General features: G+C 67.4%; 13 protein-coding genes and 1 pseudogene. 4 read left to right on the top strand and 10 right to left on the bottom strand.

The genetic code is table 11. The features are described 5' to 3' along the window. Positions 1-49: 49 nt before the first annotated feature. Positions 50-826 (top strand): class I SAM-dependent methyltransferase, encoded by a 777-nt coding sequence (locus LGR44_RS20555; protein WP_226742587.1) that lies wholly within the window; start codon positions 50-52, stop codon positions 824-826. Between the two features lie 10 nt (positions 827-836). Here the strand turns inward: LGR44_RS20555 and LGR44_RS20550 are convergent, their stop codons facing one another. After that, entirely contained in the window at positions 837-1,625 is a 789-nt protein-coding gene (locus LGR44_RS20550; RefSeq protein WP_319004874.1) for a type 1 glutamine amidotransferase, read from the bottom strand. 151 nt (positions 1,626-1,776) lie between these two features. Between LGR44_RS20550 and LGR44_RS20545 the strand changes: the two genes are divergently transcribed. Continuing rightward, positions 1,777-2,682: a DMT family transporter gene (locus LGR44_RS20545; protein ID WP_226742586.1), complete on the top strand. Its 906-nt coding sequence runs from the start codon at positions 1,777-1,779 to the stop codon at positions 2,680-2,682. On the opposite strand, the gene purU is transcribed toward LGR44_RS20545, so the two are convergent. The 3 genes from purU to LGR44_RS20530 all read right to left on the bottom strand — a co-directional run bounded on the left by purU (position 2,679) and on the right by LGR44_RS20530 (position 6,451). After that, on the bottom strand, positions 2,679-3,551 hold the full coding sequence (gene purU, locus LGR44_RS20540) for a formyltetrahydrofolate deformylase (RefSeq protein ID WP_226742585.1): 873 nt from the start codon (positions 3,549-3,551) through the stop codon (positions 2,679-2,681). The genes LGR44_RS20545 and purU overlap by 4 nt on opposite strands. A 10-nt stretch (positions 3,552-3,561) precedes the next feature. Next, positions 3,562-5,154, bottom strand: coding sequence for a phosphoglycerate dehydrogenase (gene serA / locus LGR44_RS20535; RefSeq protein ID WP_226742584.1), 1,593 nt, complete (start codon positions 5,152-5,154; stop codon positions 3,562-3,564). A gap of 124 nt (positions 5,155-5,278) precedes the next feature. Next, complete coding sequence (locus tag LGR44_RS20530) at positions 5,279-6,451, bottom strand: phosphoserine transaminase (RefSeq protein ID WP_226742583.1); 1,173 nt, start codon at positions 6,449-6,451, stop codon at positions 5,279-5,281. A 237-nt stretch (positions 6,452-6,688) separates the two neighbouring features. Here LGR44_RS20530 and LGR44_RS20525 point away from each other — a divergent pair, with 237 nt between their 5' ends. After that, a complete protein-coding gene (locus LGR44_RS20525; protein ID WP_226742582.1) occupies positions 6,689-7,954 on the top strand; it encodes an efflux RND transporter periplasmic adaptor subunit in 1,266 nt (421 codons plus the stop codon). Positions 7,955-8,013: 59 nt separating this feature from the next. Beyond that, entirely contained in the window at positions 8,014-11,154 is a 3,141-nt protein-coding gene (locus tag LGR44_RS20520; protein WP_226742581.1) for an efflux RND transporter permease subunit, read from the top strand. A 112-nt stretch (positions 11,155-11,266) separates the two neighbouring features. Here the strand turns inward: LGR44_RS20520 and LGR44_RS20515 are convergent, their stop codons facing one another. The 6 genes and pseudogenes from LGR44_RS20515 to LGR44_RS20490 form a co-directional block, all read right to left on the bottom strand. Further along, positions 11,267-11,686 (bottom strand): hypothetical protein, encoded by a 420-nt coding sequence (locus tag LGR44_RS20515; RefSeq protein WP_226742580.1) that lies wholly within the window; start codon positions 11,684-11,686, stop codon positions 11,267-11,269. Between the two features lie 83 nt (positions 11,687-11,769). Continuing rightward, on the bottom strand, positions 11,770-12,048 hold the full coding sequence (locus LGR44_RS20510; RefSeq protein ID WP_226742579.1) for a hypothetical protein: 279 nt from the start codon (positions 12,046-12,048) through the stop codon (positions 11,770-11,772). Positions 12,049-12,239: 191 nt separating this feature from the next. Beyond that, a complete protein-coding gene (locus tag LGR44_RS20505; RefSeq protein WP_226742578.1) occupies positions 12,240-12,992 on the bottom strand; it encodes an outer membrane protein in 753 nt (250 codons plus the stop codon). A 253-nt stretch (positions 12,993-13,245) separates the two neighbouring features. Next, positions 13,246-14,001: an outer membrane protein gene (locus tag LGR44_RS20500; protein WP_226742577.1), complete on the bottom strand. Its 756-nt coding sequence runs from the start codon at positions 13,999-14,001 to the stop codon at positions 13,246-13,248. Between the two features lie 218 nt (positions 14,002-14,219). After that, entirely contained in the window at positions 14,220-15,593 is a 1,374-nt protein-coding gene (glmM, locus tag LGR44_RS20495) for a phosphoglucosamine mutase (RefSeq protein WP_226742576.1), read from the bottom strand. A gap of 225 nt (positions 15,594-15,818) precedes the next feature. Beyond that, positions 15,819-16,201: pseudogene (locus tag LGR44_RS20490) on the bottom strand (ATP-dependent zinc metalloprotease FtsH); the annotation flags it as partial.

Below are 16,201 nucleotides of genomic sequence, written 5' to 3'. Positions count from 1 at the left end.
CACGGAGGGTAAATCGCACCGCAAAGCATGACTGGAACGGGCCCATTCGATGACGTCGAACTATACGCTTCGGGATGAAATTCGTGACTATTGGTCGGCCCGCGCCGCAACCTTCGACCAGCAGGTGGGCCACGAGATCTTCTCGGAAGCGGAGCGGCAGGCATGGAGCGAGCTGTTCCTGCGCCATCTCGGGCCGGGCGCGGGGCGCAGCGCCCTCGACCTCGCGAGCGGCACGGGGGTGATTTCCCACCTGCTCGACGGGCTGGGGTTCCACGTCACCGGGCTGGACTGGTCGGACGCGATGCTCTCCCGGGCCCGCGCCAAGGCCGAAGCGCGCGGGGCCCGCATCCGGTTCGTCATGGGCGACGCCGAGCGCACCCTGGAAAGGCCGGAGAGCTACGACGCGATCGTGACGCGCCATCTGGTCTGGACCCTGGTCGATCCGATGGCCGCCTTCAGGGAATGGCATTCGCTCCTGAAGCCCGGCGGCAAGGTGCTCATCGTCGACGGCGACTTCGTCTCGGACACCCTGGTCAGGCGCATGGTCCGGGCGTTCGAGCGCCTCACCGGGCGAACGCCGCCCGCGTCCCACATGCCCGATGCGATGCGCGAGACCCACGAACGGATCCTGCGGCAGGTCTACTTTTCCAAGGGAGCGCGCTCGGCCGAGGTCGTGGACCTGCTCCGCCGAGCCGGCTTCGCCGAGATCACGGTCGATCGCAACCTCAAGCGCATCCACCGCGAGCAGGCCAAGCACATGTCGCTTCTGAAGGGCCTGGAGCGGGCCACCCAGCACCGCTACGCCATCGCGGCGACGAAGCGGTGATGCCGCAGCGTCACGCCCGTCCGCGTGCGCTCTTTCCGGGCCTGACCCGATGCTCGATGAAGTTGCGGATCTCGCGGGTGCGGCGCACCGGGTCGAGCACCTCCGCATCGAGGCCGTGGCGCCAGGCAACCGGGATGTCGTTGGGCTCGGCATGGAGGGTCTTCAGGTCGGCCACGTAGGCCGCGGCCTCCTCGGGCGTCCGGCAGAAGCCCTCGTCGACGAGGATCTCGGTGCGCCGGCCCAGGATCACGGCCAGTTCGCCCAGGCTGAACTCGGGATGATACTGCACGCCCCAGAACACGCCGCCATTCACCCGGATCTCCGCCGCCTGCACGGCCGAGACCGCGTTGGTGGACAGGATCGTGCAGTCGCCCGGGGTGACCGTGACCATGTCGAGATGGATCGCGGGCGCGTCATAGGCGCCGGGGCGGCCCTCCAGCATGGGATGCACCCGGCCCGCCTCCGTCGGCGTCAGGCGCCGGGCGAAGCCGATCTCCCGTCCCAGGGGGTTCTGCCGCACGTCGCCATCCGCCGCGACGGCCGCGACCTGGAGGCCCCAGCAGGACCCGAAGGTGGGCGTGCCGGAGGCGTAGACCGCCCGCATGAGGTCGATCTGGCGCAGGATGTCGGGGGTGCGGTCGTAGATGTTGAGGTGCGAGCCGGTGAGCACGATGCCGTCATAGGATTCGAGCCCCGCCGCATCCGGCAGGTTCGCCCCCTCGTCCGCCGGGAAGGCGAGATCGCAGATCGCGTCCCCCGCGATGCCCTGCAGCACCGCCGCATAAGACTCCGACGGCATGAGTCCATAGCTTTCCCTGTGGGCCAGCCTTGCACCACGCGTATTGCCCTCGACCACCAGGAACCTTAAGGCCATAGACATCCCCCGCCTCCAATCAGGCCGGTTTACCCGAACCGCGGACGGCGGCAAGCGCTGCGAGGACCCGCGTCCCATGAAAATCCTGCAATCGCTCTGGAAGGGGCTCTTCGGGCAGGCCTACCTGCTGCTGATCCTGACCACCCTGTTCTGGGGCGGCAACGCCATCGCGGGGCGGATCGCCGTGGGCGAGATCTCCCCCATGGTCCTCACCTGCCTGCGCTGGGTCGTGGTCGTGGCCGTGATGGTGCCGACGACGGGGCGGCAGCTCCGGGCCGAATGGCCGGTCCTGCGGAGGCACCTGCCCTACATCGCCGGCATGGGGGCCTTCGGCTTCACCGCGTTCAACGCCCTGTTCTATGCCGCCGCCCACCACACGACGGCAGTGAACCTCACGATCTTCCAGGGCTCCATTCCGGTCCTGGTCCTGCTCGGGACGGTGCTGTTCTTCCGGGCGCGCATCCTGCCCCTGCAGATCCTCGGCATGGCCGTGACCATCGCGGGCGTCGTGCTCGTCTCGGTGAAGGGGGATCTCGAAATCCTCCGCACCCTCGCGCTCAACATCGGCGACGTGTGGATGCTCGTGGCGTGCCTGTTCTATGCCGGCTACACCCTGGGACTGCGCCGCCGGCCCGCGGTGACGGGCCTCGTCTTCTTCACGGCGCTTGCCGTGGTGGCCTTCGTCACCTCCCTGCCCCCGCTGGCCTACGAGATGGCGACCGGCACCCTGCAATGGCCCACGCCCACGGGCTGGGCGGTCCTGCTCTACGTGGCGCTGCTGCCCTCGCTCCTGTCCCAGATCTTCTACATCCGGGGCGTCGAGCTGATCGGCCCGGCGCGGGCGGGCCTGTTCGTCAACCTGGTGCCCGTGTTCGGGGCGCTTCTCGCCGTCGTCCTGCTGGGCGAGCCCTTCGCGTTCTACCACGCGCTCGGTCTGGCGCTGGTGCTCGGCGGCATCTGGCTCGCGGAGCGGCGGCGCTAATCCGCGAACACCACGGTCTTCTGGCCATTGAGGAGGATGCGGTCCTCCAGATGGTGGCGCACGGCGCGGGCCAGCACCCGGCGCTCGATGTCGCGCCCCTTGCGCACGAGGTCGTCCGGCGTGTCGCGATGGGTGATGGGCTCCACGTCCTGGGCGATGATCGGGCCCTCGTCGAGGTCCGACGTGACGTAGTGCGCCGTCGCCCCGATGAGCTTCACGCCGCGGGCATGGGCCTGATGGTAGGGCTTGGCGCCCTTGAAGCCGGGCAGGAACGAGTGGTGGATGTTGATGCAGCGTCCCGCGAGCTTCGCCGCGAGCCCGTCGGAGAGCACCTGCATGTAGCGCGCGAGCACCACGAGATCGGCCTTGGCGTCGCGGATGACCTCCCAGACCTTCGCCTCCTGCTCCATCTTGGTGTCGCGGGTGACCGGCAGGTGGTGGAACGGGATGCTGCCGAGATCCACGTGGCTGTAGGTCTCGACCGGGTGGTTGGCGATGACGCCGACAGGCTCGAAGGCGAGTTCGCCGATGCGCCAGCGGTAGAGCAGATCGGCGAGGCAGTGGTCGAACTTGGACACCATGAGCATGACCCGGCGCGGCTCGCTCCGGTTGCGCAGGGTCCAGGTCATCCCGAAGCGCTCGGCCACGGGCACGAAGCCGCTCCTGAGGGCGTCGAGATCGGCCTCGCCCTCCACGGGGTCGAAGACGACGCGCATGAAGAACCTGTCCGTCTGCGTGTCGTCGTATTGCTGGGCGTCGAGGATGTTCAGGCCCGCGCTCGACAGGTGCCCTGCCACGGCGGCGACGATGCCCGGGCGGTTGGCGCAGGCGAGGGTCAGAACGAAGCGCTGCGGCAGGGACGAGGGCATGGCGGGCCTCTTAGAAGTGGACGGCGCGGGCGCGCTTGACCTGCGGGATCTCCTCGATCCTGCGCAGGAGCTCGTCCGACACGGGCTGATCGACGGAGACGAAGCAGATGGCATCGCCGCCGGGCCTGTCGCGGCCGAGGGCGAAGGTCGCCACGTTGACGCCGGACTCGCCCAGCAGCGTGCCGAAGCGGCCGATGAAGCCGGGCTTGTCGTCGTTGCGCACATAGATCATGTGCGGCGCGAACTCCGCGTCGACCGCGATGTCGCGGATCTCGATCACGCGCGGCTTGCCGTCCTGGAACACGGTGCCGCCCGCGTGCCTCGGCATGTCCTCGGCATCCACGACGATGCGGATGAAGCTCTCGTAGTCGCGGGCCGCGTTCTCGCGCTTGACCTCCTCGATGGTGATGCCGCGCTCGCGGGCGACCACGGGAGCCGACACCATGTTGATGTCCTGCAGGAAGGGACGCAGCACGCCGGTGACGGCGGCCGAGGTGAGCGCGCGGGTGTTCATGTCGGCCACGGCGCCTTCGTACTCGATGCGGATGCCCTTGATGGGCGCTTCCGTGAGCTGGCCGAGGAAGGAGCCGAGCTTTTCGGCGAGCGCCACGAAGGGCCGCAGGCGCGGAGCCTCCTCGGCCGTGATCGACGGGAAGTTCACGGCGTTCTGGATCGCGCCCTGGAGCAGGTAGTCCGACATCTGCTCGGCGACCTGGAGCGCGACGTTCTCCTGCGCCTCGGTGGTGGCGGCGCCCAGATGCGGCGTGCAGACCACGTTGGGATGGCCGAAGAGCGGATTGGAGGTCGCCGGCTCCTCGACGAACACGTCGAAGGCCGCGCCGGCCACGTGGCCGGAATCGAGCGCCGCGCGAAGCGCCACCTCGTCCACGAGTCCGCCGCGGGCGCAGTTGACGATGCGAACGCCCTTCTTGGTCTTGGCGAGGTTCTCGGCGGACAGGATGTTCTTCGTCTTCTCCGTCATCGGCACGTGGAGCGTGATGATGTCGGCCCGGCGCAGGAGGTCTTCGAGCTCGACCTTCTCGACGCCGATCTCGAGGGCGCGCTCCGGCGACAGGAAGGGATCGTAGGCGATGACCCTCATGCGCAGGCCGATGCCGCGATCGACCACGATGGAGCCGATATTGCCGCAGCCGATCACGCCGAGCACCTTGCCGGTGAGCTCGACGCCCATGAAGCGGTTCTTCTCCCACTTGCCGGCCTGGGTCGAGGCGTCGGCCTGCGGGATCTGGCGCGCGAGCGCGAACATCATGGCGATGGCGTGCTCGGCGGTGGTGATGGAATTGCCGAAGGGCGTGTTCATGACGATGATGCCCTTCGCCGTGGCGGCGGGGATCTCGACATTGTCGACGCCGATGCCGGCGCGGCCGATGACCTTCAGGTTGGTCGCCTGCTCCAGGATCTTGGCCGTGACCTTGGTGGCCGAGCGGATGGCGAGGCCGTCATACTGGCCGATGATGGCAGCGAGTTTCTCCTTGTCCTTGCCGAGGTCGGGCTGGAAATCGACCTCGATGCCGCGATCCTTGAAGATCTGCACGGCGGCGGGAGAAAGAGCGTCGGAAATGAGTACGCGGGGAGCGGGCATGGTGCACCTGTGCCTGTAGCGTCATCCCGGCCAAGCGCAGCGCGAGCCGGGATCGTCATGGGAGTCTGGCTGATGAGAGCGACCCCGGATCGCGGCCCTGCCGCGTCCGGGATGACGAATGAAATCAAGCCGCTTTCGCGAGCTTCGCCTTTTCCTGCTCGAAGGCCCAGTCGAGCCACGGCGTCAGGGCCTCCAGGTCGGATTGCTCGACCGTGGCGCCGCACCAGATCCGAAGACCGGGAGGCGCATCGCGATAGGCGCCGATGTCATAGGCGACGCCTTCCTTGTCGAGCGCCGCGGTGATGCCCTTGGCGACCTGGGCCACGGCCTCAGGCCCCTTGGCGACCACGTCCGCATCGGCAACGACGAGGCAGACGCTGGTGTTGGAGGCGGTGGCCGGGTCCTTGGCGAGGTTGGCGATCCAGGGCGTTTTGGCGACCCAGTCGAGGACGACCTTGGCGTTGGCGTCGGCCTTGGCCACGAGGGCGTTCAGGCCGCCGATGGACTTCGCCCATTCCAGCGCGTCGATGTAGTCCTCGACCGCCAGCATGGAGGGGGTGTTGATGGTCTCGCCCTCGAAGATGCCCTCGATGAGCTTGCCGCCCTTGGTCATGCGGAAGATCTTCGGCAGCGGCCATGCGGGCTTGTAGGTCTCCAGCCGCTCGACCGCACGGGGCGAGAGGATGAGCATGCCGTGCGCCGCCTCGCCGCCCAGCACCTTCTGCCAGGAGAAGGTGACCACGTCGAGCTTGGCGAAGTCGAGCTTCTGGGCGAAGGCCGCCGAGGTGGCGTCGCAGATCGTCAGGCCCTCGCGGTCCGCCGCGATCCAGTCGGCGTTCGGCACGCGAACGCCCGAGGTGGTGCCGTTCCAGGTGAAGACCACGTCGCGGGTCTTCGTGTCGACCTGCGAGAGGTCGGGAAGTTCGCCGTAAGGGGCGGTGATGACGCGGGCGTCGTCGAGCTTGAGCTGCTTGACCACGTCCGTGACCCAGCCCTCGCCGAAGCTTTCCCAGGCGAGCATGTCCACGCCGCGCGCGCCGAGCATCGACCACAGGGCCATCTCCACGGCGCCCGTGTCGGAGGCCGGGACGATGCCGATGCGGTAATCGGCCGGAACCCCGAGAACCTCGCGGGTCAGGTCGATGGCCAGCTTCAGGCGCGACTTGCCGATCTTGGCGCGGTGCGAACGGCCCAGGCTGTCGGTCTTGAGGTTGTCGAGGGACCATCCGGGGCGCTTCGCGCAGGGGCCGGACGAGAAGAAGGGCGCGCGAGGACGCGCGGCGGGCAGGTCTGTCATGTCATCCATCCTTACAGATGGGCGCCTCTCGGTGGGGAGAGGTGTCCCGCCATCCGGTATGACGGAGGAGCCGCCGGCGGTCAAGATGACTTCCGCTTAGGCAGCATGACATCCTTATGAGCACTGTCAGATTACAAAACCGTAATACAAAATATTGTGTTCATTGCAGTAAGTTGGGTCTGCCCAGTCTATATTGTGCTACGGCATTCCCAATATTCGAGTCTTCGAGGAGCGAGCATGCGTGTGTCCAGTCAGCTTGCCGTCATCGCCATGCTGGGAGCAGCAGGCTACGGCGGTTGGTACGCCTATCAGGGCGGCTATTTGGCAAAGGCACCGGTGGTCGGCTCCTACTTTGCCCAGCCTGCGGCGCCGGCGGGCGGCCCCGGCGGCGGACGCGGTCCCTCCGGCCCCGCCATGGTCGAGGTCGACACGGTCAAGACCGGCCGCGTGGTGGAAACCCGCGACGCGGTGGGCACGGTCCGGGCCTTCGAATCGATCACCGTGACCGCCAAGGTCGCCGGTCTCATCACCGAGATCGGGTTCGAGGAGGGCCAGAAGGTCAAGGCCGGCGACATGCTGGTCCAGTTCGACGCCGCCGAGCGCCGCGCCGAGATCGAGCAGGCGGCGGCGGAAGCCAACCGGGCGGTCGCGCTCCGGAACGAGGTCGCCATCAAGCTGGAGCGCGCCAAGGCCCTGAGCCGCACCGGCGCGGGCACCAGCGCCCAGGTCGAGGACCTGACGGCCCAGATGAAATCCCTCGAAGGCTCCATCGCCTCCGCCGAGGCCCAGCGCCGGGGCGCCGAGGCACGGCTGGAGGAGCTGACGATCCGTGCGCCCTTCGCCGGCCGGGTCGGCAGCCGCTCCGTGTCGCTGGGCGCCTATGTGCCCCCCGGCACCCGAATCACGTCCCTGGACGACCTGTCCCGGATCCGGCTCGACTTCTCCGTGCCGGAGAACCTCCTCGGGCGCCTCAAGGCCGGCCAGACGGTGAATGCGACCTCGGCCGCCTATCCCGGGCGGACCTTCGAGGGCTCCGTGACCATGATCGACCCGCGCGTGGAGCCGACCACCCGCACCGTCAAGCTGACGGCGGAGTTCGACAACGAGGACGAGGCCCTCAGGCCCGGCATGTTCCTGTCGGTGCGCCTGGAGGTCACCACCAAGGACGACGCGGTCGTCATCCCCGAGGAGGCCATCGTCAGCGAAGGCCTTCGCCAGATCGTCTATCCGGTCAAGGACGGCAAGGTGGAGCGCCGCGTCATCCGGATCGGCCAGCGGCAGAGCGGCCGGGTGGAGGTGGTGGAAGGGCTGCAGCCCGGAGAATCCATCGTCGTGCTCGGCGTCCAGCGGGTGCGTCCGGGAGCCCAGGTGATCGCGCGGCCGGTCGGGTCCGGCACTCCGGCGGCGCAGCCGGCGCCCGCGGCCGACAGGCAGCAGCCCTCGCGCAGCTCCCTGAACCTCCCGCAGGCCATCGGCAGCGCCGTCGCGGCCGAACGCCCGTAATTCCGACTCTCCCGTCCGCGGGGGAGATTTCTCTTCACCAGCCTGAGAGCTGACGCGCCATGCAGGTTTCCGACCTCTTCATCCGCCGCCCCGTTTTCGCCGTCGTGGTCAGCCTTCTGCTGATCGTGGGCGGCCTCGCCGCGCTCATGAACCTCCCGGTGCGCGAGTACCCGAGCGTGGACCGGCCCGTCGTCTCCGTCTCGACGATCTACCGCGGCGCCTCGAACGAGGTCATCGAGAGCCGGATCACGGAGGTGATCGAAGGCGCGGTCGCGGGCATCGAGGGCATCGACCAGATCCGGTCGGAAAGCCGCAACGAGCGCTCCTCGGTCGTGATCGAATTCGACGTGTCGCGCGATCCCGAAGGCGCCACGTCGGACGTGCGCGACGCGGTGTTCCGCGTCGTCGGCCGCCTGCCGGACGGCGTCGATCAGCCGGTCATCCGCAAGGTCGACGACAATGCATCGCCCATCATGTGGGTCAGCGTGACCTCCTCGACCTACGATGCGCTCGAGCTCAGCGACTTCCTCAAGCGGGTCTATGTGGACCGGCTCTCGACCGTGCCGGGCGTCGCGAACGTCTATCTCGCCGGCGAGCGGCGCTATGCCATGCGCATCTGGATCGACCGTTCGGCCCTTGCCGCCCGCGGCCTCACGGTGCAGGACCTGGAAACCGCCATCAAGCGCCAGAACGTGGAGCTGCCCGGCGGGCGCATCGAGTCGTCCCAGCGCGAGCTCACCGTCAAGACGGATTCCCGCCTGTCGACCCCGCAGGATTTCGAGCAGCTCATCGTCACGAACAAGAACGGCTATCTGGTGCGCCTGAGCGAGGTCGCCCGGGTCGAGGTCGGTCCGGAGGACAACCGCTTCGAGTTCTACGAATCCGGCAACGTGGCCACCGGCCTCGGCATCGTGCGCCAGGCGACGGCCAACACCCTGTCGGTGGCCGACGAGGTCCGCGCGGAGCTCGAGCGGCTGAAGCCGTCGCTGCCGCCCGGCACCACGGCGGAGGTGTCCTACGACGAGAGCCAGTTCATCCGCGCCTCCATCGACGGCGTGCTGCAGACGCTCGTCGAAGGCATCATCCTCGTCATCCTGGTGATCCTGATCTTCCTGCGCGACTGGCGCTCGACCATCGTGGCCATCGTGGCGATCCCCGTTTCCGTCATCGCCGCCCTGATGGTGATGGCCTACTTCAACGCCTCGATCAACGTGCTGACGCTGCTCGCCATCGTGCTCGCCATCGGCATCGTGGTGGACGACGCCATCGTGGAGATCGAGAACGTCCACCGGCGCATCGAGGAGGGTCAGCCGCCCCTCCTCGCCTCCTTCGACGGCGCGCGGGAGATCGGTTTCGCGGTGATCGCGACGACCGCCACCCTGATGGCGGTGTTCGTGCCCCTCGCCTTCATGACCGGCAACACGGGCAAGCTCTTCCGGGAGTTCGGCATCACGCTCGCGGCCTCGATCTTCTTCTCGGGCGTCGTCGCGCGCACGCTCACCCCGATGATGTGCTCCAAGCTCATGGTGCCGGCCCATGGCCGCATCCAGCGCATGACGGAGCCCTTCTTCACGGGCATGAACAACGTCTACCGCCGGATCCTTTCCACGGTTCTCAAGGCCCCGCTGGTGATCCTCGCCATCGGGTTCGCCGTGTCGCTGTCGGCCTGGGGCCTGTTCCAGATGCTGCCGAAGAACTTCGCGCCGACCGAGGACCGCGGCGCCATCATCGTCCGCATCGAGGCCCCGGAGGGCTCCAGCCTCGACTATACCCGCGAGCGCGTCCGGGAGGTCGAGCGGATCCTCCTGCCCTACAAGGAACAGGGCGTGATCGGCTCCATGACGAGCCAGGTCGCGCCCGGCTTCGCCCGGCCCTCGCCGGTCAATGCCGGCATGATCATCGTGCGCCTCGTTCCCTGGGAGCAGCGGACCGTGAAGCAGCAGGAGCTGGTCCAGGAAATCCAGCGGAAGGTCGCGAACCTGCCCGGCGCGCGCGTGGCGCCGATCAGCCCCGGCTCGTTCGGCCAGCGCGGCCCCTCCAAGCCGATTCAGTTCGTGCTGGGCGGACCCGACTACGACACCCTGCGCGAGTGGCGCGACATCGTCATGCAGAAGGCGCAGGAAACCGGGATGTTCGTGAACATGGATTCCGACTACCGGGAATCCCAGCCCGACATCCGCGTCCAGATCGACCGCCAGCGCGCGGCGGATCTCGGCGTGTCCGTCGAGGATATCGGCCGCACCCTCGAGCTGATGTTCGGCGAGCGCGAGGTCTCGACCTTCGTCAGCCGCGGCGAGGAATACTCCGTCATCATGCGGGGCCGCGCGGAAGACCGGGCCACGCCGAACGACCTGACGAACACCTTCGTGCGGGCGACGAACGGGGAGCTCGTTCCCCTCTCCTCCTTCGTCACACTCACGGAATCGGCGGCGCCCCAGACCCTGAACCGGTTCAACCGGATGCGGGCGATCACCATCGATTCCTCTCTCCGGGGGGATGTCTCCATCGGCGACGCGCTCGCGACCCTCGAGCAGATCGTGCGCGAGAACCTGCCGGCGGAGGCCCGGATCGGCTACCGGGGCCAGTCGCAGGACTTCCTCGAATCCTCGAACGCGTTCTACGTCACCTTCGGCCTGGCGCTGCTCGTGGTGTTCCTGGTGCTGGCGGCGCAGTTCGAGAGCTGGATCAATCCGTTCATCATCATGCTGACCGTTCCGCTCGCCGTCACCGGCGGCCTTGCGGCCCTCGTGCTCACGGGCCAGTCGCTCAACATCTACAGCCAGATCGGCATGATCCTGCTCATCGGCCTGATGACCAAGAACGGCATCCTGATCGTCGAGTTCGCGAACCAGCTGCGCGAGCAGGGCATGGCGGTCCGGGAGGCGGTGATCGAGGCCTCCGTGCTGCGCCTGCGGCCGATCCTCATGACCTCCATCGCCATGATCGGCGCCGGCATCCCGCTCGCCTGGTCGACGGGGGCAGGCGCCGAGGCCCGCAACGCCATCGGCTCGGTGATCGTCGGCGGCGTCGCCCTATCCACCCTGCTGACGGTGGTCGTGGTTCCGGCGATCTACCTGCTCATCGGCGGCTACACGAGGCCCTCCACCTATGTGAGCGAGCTGCTGGACAAGATGCGGGCGCAGACGGGCCTGAGGCCCCACGGCGAGAAGCAGGCGCCGCCGCCGCACCCGGCGGAGTGACGGGCGGAGGGGCCGTTAGGGCCCCTCCCCTGCTCCGGAGCACCTCCTGGCGCGGCTTTAGCGTTCAGCCTTCGTGTCCGTCATGCAATCCGCGCGGGACCTGCGCCTCTCGTCACGAAACGTGGCTTACCGTGCACTGCTGGTCCTTGGCCGTCACGTTGTCGGTGATCACCCAGTGGAGGATCTTCTCGTTCTCGTCGATTTCGAGGACCATTTCGAAGACCCGCGTCTCGGCATACACCGCGAAGAAGCCGAAGCGACGGGAACCCCACGACGGCGTGCTGAGCCGGAAGATGTCGTGGGTCAGAACCCGGCATCGCACCAGCGCGGTTCGGAGCGCCTCCACCGGGTACTTGGCCTGCAGGGACGGAGCCAGGAGCTCGTGGAAGGCGGCCGCATCCTCGGCGTTGTAGGCGCGGACCAGTGCATCCGAGACGTTCGTGATCGAAAAGGGACCGACCTCCGACAGGGCGGGAGCAGCCGAGGTCGCGCCGATGATGAGCAGGATCGCGCTCTTCAGTCCGCCACGCATGCCGCCGCCCTCCCGTCGTTCCGCCGGGGCTTATCTGGCGCCGCCCGGCGGAACGGCCAGATGAGCGGGCATGAGCGCCCTCTCTAGAAATCGTAGCGGGCGAAGCTGACGCTGACGCGAACCTCATGATCCCTCAGGCCCGTCACCGATGCGATGAGGCTCTCGGCGTTCCTGAGGGCATGGCTGATGAAGATGCTGGGGTCGCGGCGCTCGGAAGAACCCTGGTCCGCCGCGGCCGGGGACGGCAGGGGCGTGTCCCGCGCCACGACGGGAGCGGACACCTCGACTTCCCTCACCTGCAGGATCTGAGGGCTCTGCCAGAGCGACGGAAGGCGATTCTCGAGAGTGACGAATCCTGACATCGATCCCCCTGCAGTGATTCGCGGAGGAACTTAGTGAATTGATGGTTAACGCTCAAGCCGAAGCTTGGCCTTGTCATGGACCAACCTGCGGGATCGTGCCCGGAAGCCCGGGGTGAGCTGATCGAGCATGCGGCAAAGCTCGCCATGCTCCGTCAGCCGATCCCCGGGCATCGGTCGGGTCGTCCGGACCATCAGAGCCCGTAGCGCACGCCCAGGCGCACCTCGTGCGTGCCGATGGATTCCACGTCGGAGCCGGCGCCGGCCTCGTAGGAGCGGGTCTTCATGTCTCCGCGGCTGACATAGCGGTAGCCGAGATCGAGACTGAAGTTCGACGAGAGCCGGTAGCCCACGCCGGCCATGAGGGCCCAGGCGAAGCTCCTGTCGTCGCCTCCCGCGAGACGCTGCCAGGTCTCGAGGTCCGCCACGGCGTCGTAGGTGGTGCGCGTGTAGTCGGAGAAGACGTTGCGCGCCAGGCCGATGCCCGCGCCCACGTAAGGTGTGAAGCCTCCCATCGACCCGAAGTCCACGTAGCCGTTCACCAGGAAGGCCGAGGACTGGAGCGAGGCCCTGTCAGCAACCGACACGGTAGCGAAGGTAGGTGTCGGCGCGGTGCCCTTGAAGCGGGAGCTGAAATGGTCCGCCGTCACGTCCATGCGGAAGTTGGGGCTGAAGCGGTAGCCGATGCCGAGACCGACGCCAGCCGCATCGCCGAGGTCTTCGCGCAGGAGGTCGCTCCGGAAGTCTCCAGCGCTGAAGTCCGCTTCCGGACGCTTGTGATGAACGTAGCCGATGTCTCCCCGCAGGTACCAGCCTTCGGTGCTGGGTCTCGTGGCCCGCATGGCAGGCGCCGGGGAAAAGAAGTTGCGAGGGAGGTCGGCCGCGAGGGCTGCCGAAGCGGTTGCGGTGAAAAGACCGGCAAGGACCGCGATCTTGATGGAACTCATGGGTATCCTTCTCCACTCAACAGGTCACGCACCGCCGAGATCTTCAACGGTAATAAAATGTTGTAACGTTTGACGGTGAAGAGAACGTTAAGCTTAATTCTTGAGCTTACTTTTTTCTTATCCGGGGCTCGCCCAGGAGGCCTTCCGGTCGGATCGGACCTGCCGCGACCCTGTCCCATGCAAGCGAAAGGGCACGGATGGCGCACCATCCCTGCCCGCCGCGAGGCTCATGCCGCCGGTTCCCGAAGCGGCGTCAGTTCAGCCCGAACCGCACGCCGACCCGCACCTCGTGGCCGCCGATCGCCTCCAGGTCGATGCCGCTGCCAAGCCCGAAACGGCGGGTCTTGACCTCGCCGAGACTGACATAACGGTAGCCGAGGTCGAGGGTGAGACCGGGCAGGAGCTCGTAGCCGAGACCCGCCATGAGCGCCCAGGCGAGCCCGTAATCGGCGCCGCCGGCAATCCGGCCCCAGGAGGTGAGATCCATAGCTCCGTCGAAGGTGGCGCGCGTCAGGCGGGAGACCTCGTTGCGCGCGATGCCGATGCCGGCGCCGACATAGGGGGTCAGGCCGTTCCAGGTCCCGAGATCCGCATAGGCGTTGAGCATCGCCGTGGAGGATCGGAAGCGGCCCCGGTCGGCCAGAAGCGCCGCCGCGAAGTCCGGAGCGGCGGCCCTCCCGTCGAAGCGGCTTTCGAAACGGTGATCGAACGTCACGTCCATGCGGAACATCGGATCGAAACGGTAGCCGATGCCGAAGCCGAGAGCCGCGGTGTCGGCAATGCCCTCCCCGGCAAGGCTCCCGCTCCGAGGGAAGGCCGCGAAATCGGCCTCCGGGCGCTTGTGATGCACGTAGCCGACGTCCCCCCGCAGGTACAGGGTCGCCTCGGCATCCTCGATATCGTCGAGGACGGGAGCCGGCGGCAGGAGATCCTCGAGGTCTGCAGCCGCGGCGGACGTGGCGGCGGCGGCAAGGAGAACGGCAAGGACGGCTTTCGTGACGGGGCGCATGAACACTCTTCTTCACTCGCGGGCTTCGCGCCGACGCGTCCGGCCGGCTCCGCAAGCTTGTAGCGCAGCCCTTCTAAAGGGATCGTTAAGCTTAACTTTCCCTTACCGCTCCACGTCCATGGGAAGATGTCTGGCCCCGGCCTCCCCGCTCCGGGCAAAAGGAAAGGGCGTGGATGAGGCATCCACGCCCTTCATCATGATTTCACCGGTTGATGGGATCAGGCAGCGCCCTTGATCGCCGGGGCCGGCGCCTGGCTCGCCGCCCGGGTCACCGCCTCCACCACATCGTCCACGACCCGGTTCACGAGATCGCTGTCGTCACCCTCGCCCATGACGCGGATGACGGGCTCCGTGCCGGAGGGGCGGATGATGAGGCGGCCATTGGCGCCGAGACGCTCGCGGCCGGCCTCGATGGCCTTGACCACGGAGCTCTCCTGGAGCGGCTTGCCGGCTTTGTAGCGCACGTTCTTGAGCACCTGCGGCAGGGGCTCGAAGCAATGGCACACCTCGGAGACGGGCCGGTTGCAGCGCTTCACGACTGCGAGAAGCTGGAGCGCCGCGATGAGGCCGTCTCCGGTGGTCGTGTAGTCCGACATGATGATGTGTCCGGACTGCTCGCCGCCCAGGTTGAAGCCGTGGGCGCGCATGTGCTCCAGCACGTAGCGGTCGCCGACCGCCGTGCGCACGAGGTTGAGCCCGATGCCGCCGAGATAGCGTTCGAGGCCGAGATTGGACATGATCGTCGCGACGATGCCGGTCTGGGTCAGGCGGCCGTCGTCCTTCCAGGACCGGGCCACGACGCCCATGAGCTGGTCGCCGTCGACCTTCTGGCCCTTCTCGTCCACGATCAGGACCCGGTCGGCGTCCCCGTCGAGGGCGATGCCCACGTCGGCGCGGACCTCCCGCACCTTGTTGATGAGGGCGTCGGGGGCGGTGGAGCCCACGTCCTGATTGATGTTGAACCCGTTCGGCTCGACCCCGATCGAGATCACGTCGGCGCCGAGCTCCCAGAGTGCCTCGGGCGCGACCTTGTATCCGGCGCCGTTGGCGCAGTCGATCACGACGCGCATGCCTTCGAGGTCGAGCTGGCGCGGCAGGGTGCGCTTGGCGAACTCGATATAGCGCGCATCGGCGCTCTCGATGCGCTTGGCCCGGCCGAGCTTGGCGGAGCCGGACAGGCGGTGCGTGACGTCGGAATCGATCAGGGCCTCGATCTCAAGCTCCACGTCGTCGTTGAGCTTGAACCCGTCCGGGCCGAACAGCTTGATGCCGTTGTCCTCGTAGGGGTTGTGCGAGGCCGAGATCATGACGCCGAGGTCGCAGCGCATGGAGCGGGTGAGCATGGCCACGGCCGGGGTCGGCATCGGGCCCAGCAGCAGCACGTCCATGCCCACGGAGGTGAAGCCGGCCACGAGGGCGTTCTCGATCATGTAGCCGGACAGGCGGGTGTCCTTGCCGATGATGACCCGGTGGCGATAATCGCCCCGCTGGAACATGAGCCCGGCTGCCTGCCCGACCTTCAAGGCGAGATCCGGCGTGATAAGGCCATTGGCCCGCCCCCGAATGCCATCGGTCCCAAAGTATTTGCGCACGAGTTCTGTCTCCGCATTCCGTAGCGCCATTGTGCGCCTTGGTCTTCTCAAAGCAACCCCCACGAATTCGGTCAAGGCTTTGAGCGCGATCAGGGGCATCACAAGTGATGAGCGATTATTACAATGCCCATATCACTCGTCGGTTTGAAATGAAAACTTGAGGTACGCCAAGAAAAACGCCCGCCGAACCGGGCGGGCGTTTGGGTCTCGAGCGAATCGTCGCAATCAGGCCTGAGGCTGCGGCTCCATGCCGCCATCGGTCTCGCGGGGCCTTCCGCGCCCTGCGGTGGGGACGGCGGAGCCGCGGGTGGCGGTGACGCTCTCGCCGGTGTCGCGGATCGGCGGCTGCCCGTCGAGAAGGTTGCGGATCTCGTCTCCCGACAGGGTCTCGTACTCCAGAAGACCCTTCGCCAGCGCCTCCAGATCCTGCTGCTTCTCCGTTAGGATCCGCCGCGCGTCGTTGAGACCCGCCTCCACCAGACGCCGCACCTCCGAGTCGATCTTCTGCGCGGTGGCCTCCGAGATGTTCTGCTGGCGCCCCATGGACATGCCCAGGAACACCTCCTCCTGGTTCTCGCCATAGGCCACCGTGCCCAGCTCCGGCGAGA

The organism is Microvirga lenta (assembly GCF_020532555.1).
Classification (GTDB): domain Bacteria; phylum Pseudomonadota; class Alphaproteobacteria; order Rhizobiales; family Beijerinckiaceae; genus Microvirga; species Microvirga lenta.
Note: the sequence above shows the minus strand (reverse complement) of the source record. Positions and strands in the feature narration are given on the sequence as shown.